The sequence below is a fragment of the Microbacterium sp. genome (assembly GCF_052102115.1).
Lineage (GTDB): Bacteria > Actinomycetota > Actinomycetes > Actinomycetales > Microbacteriaceae > Microbacterium.
Genome location: NZ_JBQDVP010000113.1, coordinates 1 through 3,277 on the forward strand (window position 1 = coordinate 1; position 3,277 = coordinate 3,277).

The 3,277-nt window shown below is 68.9% G+C and carries 3 protein-coding genes and 1 pseudogene; 3 read left to right on the top strand and 1 reads right to left on the bottom strand.

The features are described from left to right. Window positions 1-156: 156 nt before the first annotated feature. Window positions 157-1,125: a ribokinase gene (locus tag ACTICP_RS16155; protein WP_441894101.1), complete on the bottom strand. Its 969-nt coding sequence runs from the start codon at window positions 1,123-1,125 to the stop codon at window positions 157-159. 91 nt (window positions 1,126-1,216) lie between these two features. Between ACTICP_RS16155 and ACTICP_RS16160 the strand changes: the two genes are divergently transcribed. The 3 genes and pseudogenes from ACTICP_RS16160 to ACTICP_RS16170 form a co-directional block, all read left to right on the top strand. After that, window positions 1,217-2,218: an EamA family transporter gene (locus tag ACTICP_RS16160; RefSeq protein ID WP_441894103.1), complete on the top strand. Its 1,002-nt coding sequence runs from the start codon at window positions 1,217-1,219 to the stop codon at window positions 2,216-2,218. A gap of 201 nt (window positions 2,219-2,419) precedes the next feature. Then, on the top strand, window positions 2,420-3,103 hold the full coding sequence (locus ACTICP_RS16165) for a GntR family transcriptional regulator (protein ID WP_441894105.1): 684 nt from the start codon (window positions 2,420-2,422) through the stop codon (window positions 3,101-3,103). Continuing rightward, window positions 3,100-3,277 (top strand): annotated as a pseudogene (locus ACTICP_RS16170) (MmgE/PrpD family protein); the annotation flags it as partial. The gene ACTICP_RS16165 and the pseudogene ACTICP_RS16170, both read left to right, overlap by 4 nt.

The window sequence follows — 3,277 nt, forward strand, 5'->3', positions numbered from 1 at the left end:
GGGACCCGTCTCGGTCCCGGTGCTCTCGTCGTCTGACGTCTGGTCGGATGTGGCGCTGCCAGCCATCGTCGTCCCTTCCGATGCGTACGGTTGCCTCAGTCAGAGACTGTACCCGCCCGAATGCTCGGGGCCGGGTCATCCGCGGGCGCGGTGCCGTCAGGGATGGGTGTCCGATGGGGCGGATCCGCGGGCGGCGAGGAGCTCATCGACCTCGCGCCGGACGGGAAGACTGGGGGACGCCCCCTGCCTGGTCACGGTGAGAGCACCGGCCGCGGTCGCCAGGCGCACCGCCTCCGTGAGGGATGCTCCGCCCGCGAGCGCTGCGCCCAGATAACCCGCGTACGCATCACCGGCCGCGGTGGTGTCGACGGCCTCGACGGGCAGCGGCGGCACGGTCGTGGAGCTTTCGGCAGTCACGACGCACGAGCCCTGAGCGGCGAGCGTGATGACCGCGGCGCGCGCTCCCCGATCGAGGAACCAGCGCCCGGCCTGTTCGGCTGTCGCAGCATCCGTCACTTGGATGCCGGTCAGCACCGATGCCTCGGTCTCGTTGGGTGTGACGATGTCGACGTCTGTCCACATATCGTCCGGGAGCGGCGCGGCGGGGGCGGGATCGAGGATGACGGTGAATCCGAGTTCCCGGCCGCGTGCCGCGATGTGGGCGGTGAGGGCGATCGGGGTCTCGAGCTGGGTGAGCAGGACCGAGCTCGTCGGTGCGAGAGCCTCGAGGGCGGCGTCGATCTGCGCGATGTCGAGGTGCTCGTTCGCGAGCGGAACCATGACGATGTCGTTCTGAGCCGAGGAGTCCACCCGGATGTGGGCGATGCCGGTGGGCCCGGGCACGGTGCGCAGGTGCGCGAGGTCGACCCCGGCGCCGGTCAGGCTGTCGACGACGATGTCGTGGAACAGGTCATCACCGACGCATCCGACGAAGCTCGTGCGCGCGCCGGCACGCCCCGCGGCGACCGACTGATTCGCACCCTTGCCTCCGAGGAGCAGGGTGAATTGTTCGCCGAGGATCGTCTCGCCTCTGGCGGGCAGACGAGCGGAGAAAGTCGTCAGATCCACTGAGGCGCTGCCGATGATGACGACGCCGTCGCGTCCGTCGCTGGGGGACTGGGTCATGAAGACTGAGCGTACCGGCTGTGAGCCCGGCCAGACGTCGCGGTAGGCGTTCTTCGGTGAGGACCATGTCGAGGAGGTAGCGTCATCCATCATGGGCGGTTCGACAGATCACACGCGTGCACGATCGGGGCTGCGGCTCGGACTGCCGCTCGCGATCGCGGCGGCGCTGTCGTTCGGGATGTCCGGAGCCTGGGCGCGCGGATTGATCGACGCGGGGTGGACACCGGGTGCCGCCGTGACCGTCCGGATCTGGGTCGCAGCCCTCGTGCTGCTGATCCCGACCGTCGTCGCGCTGCGCGGCCGCTGGGGTCTGCTGCGCCGCAACCTCTGGACGATCGGCGCCTATGGCCTGCTCGCTGTGACGGCCACGCAGCTGTTCTACTTCCAGGCCGTCGCCGTGATGGATGTCGGACTCGCCCTGTTGATTGAATACACCGCTCCGATCGCGGTCGTGCTCTGGCTGTGGGTGCGTCGTGGCGAGAAGCCGACGCGGCGCAGCATCCTCGGCGCCGTCATCGCGTTCGCCGGTCTCGTGCTCATGCTCGATGTGCTCTCGGGTCGCAGCGTCGACGTCGGCGGCATCCTCTGGGCGTTCGGTGCGATGGTCGGGGCGGCGGCGTACTTCATCCTGTCGGCGAAGAGCGACACCGGGCTTCCGCCGATCGCACTGGCGGGGGCGGGGCTCCTCGTCGGCGCGGTGGGGCTGACGGCCGCGGGGCTCGTCGGCATCCTGCCGATGGTGTGGAATACCGATGATGTGACTTATCGGTTCGGAACCGTGCCGTGGTTCGTGCCGGTGCTGGCCATCGGGCTCATCGCGACCGCCCTGGCGTACGTGCTCGGAATCGCCTCGACGCGACTGCTGGGTTCTCGGCTGGCCTCGTTCATCGCGCTCGCCGAAGTCATCGCGGCGCTGCTGTTCGGATGGCTGCTGGTCGGACAGCTGCCGAACGCGGTGCAGGGGGTCGGGGCGGCACTGGTGCTGGCCGGCGTGGTGGTCGTGAAGCTCGGAGAACCGGCGGCTTCGGTGGCATCCGTCTCCGGGGATCCTGCGCTCGCGACGCCCACCGAGGACATCGCCGAACCCTCTTGATCTCGATCCACGGTCGGGTGAGACTGGCCGTGCCGGTTGCCTGGTTGTCGTTCGGGTCGCGATTCCTGCCGCTTTTCCGGGCTCAGAGCGGCGGGTTCTGCGACCGGAACGTGTACGTTCTGCGACCGGAGCGTGTATACGTTCGGTGGCTCGGAACAGAAACGGATGCCCCGTGAGGCTATTTGTGTATACACTAGCCGTGTGAGCACCACAGTCGAGCGCACGACTCCCATCGAGAGAACCCGAGCCAGCGACCGCGCATACGCGACGCTGCTCGAGGAGATCCAGTCCGGCGCGCTCGCCCCCGGTGCCGTTCTCGCCGAGGTCGAGCAGGCCGCCAGGCTCGGCGTCAGCCGCACACCGCTGCGCGAAGCGCTTCAGCAATTGAGCGCCGACGGGCTCGTCGAGCAGCAGTCACCGCGGGTCACGGTCGTCTCGGGTATCGAGGCGGGCGACATCCGCTCACTGTTCGAGATCCGCCGCGCGCTGGAGGAGTCGGCCGCACGCCTGGCCGCAGAACGCGGAGACGCCGCACTGTTCCGTGCCCTCGCTGACGAGTTCGCCCGCGCCGGAGCATCCCTCGACGCCGCCACCGGGCGCGACGACTACTACGCGCTCATCGCGAGATTCGATGCGGCCGTCGATGCCGCCGTCGACAACGACTACATCGCCGCCGCCCTGCGCACCGTCCGCACCCACCTCGTGCGCGTGCGCCGGATGGCGCGCGACAATCGCGAACGGCTGACGGCTTCCGTCGCCGAGCACCGGCTCATCGCCGAGGCGCTCGCCGAGCGCGACGGCGACCTCGCCGCCCACGCCACCCACGTGCACCTGCGGAACGCCCTCACGAGCATCCTCGATTCCCTTACGGAAGGACAGTCATGACCGTCAACCACCACGTCCGCGTCTACAAGAGCGAAGAGGACCTGCCCCGCAAGGAGCAGCTGGCCTGGAAGATCGCCGAGGTCGCCACTGACACCGTCGAGGTCGAGCAGGACGTCGTCGACATGATCATCAACCGGATCATCGACAACGCGTCGGTGGCTGCGGCATCCCTCA

Coding starts and splice junctions, on each gene's coding strand:
- ACTICP_RS16155 (WP_441894101.1), bottom strand. CDS start 1,125: ATGACCCAGTCCCCCAGCGACGGACGCGACGGCGTCGTCATCATCGGC.
- ACTICP_RS16160 (WP_441894103.1), top strand. CDS start 1,217: ATGGGCGGTTCGACAGATCACACGCGTGCACGATCGGGGCTGCGGCTC.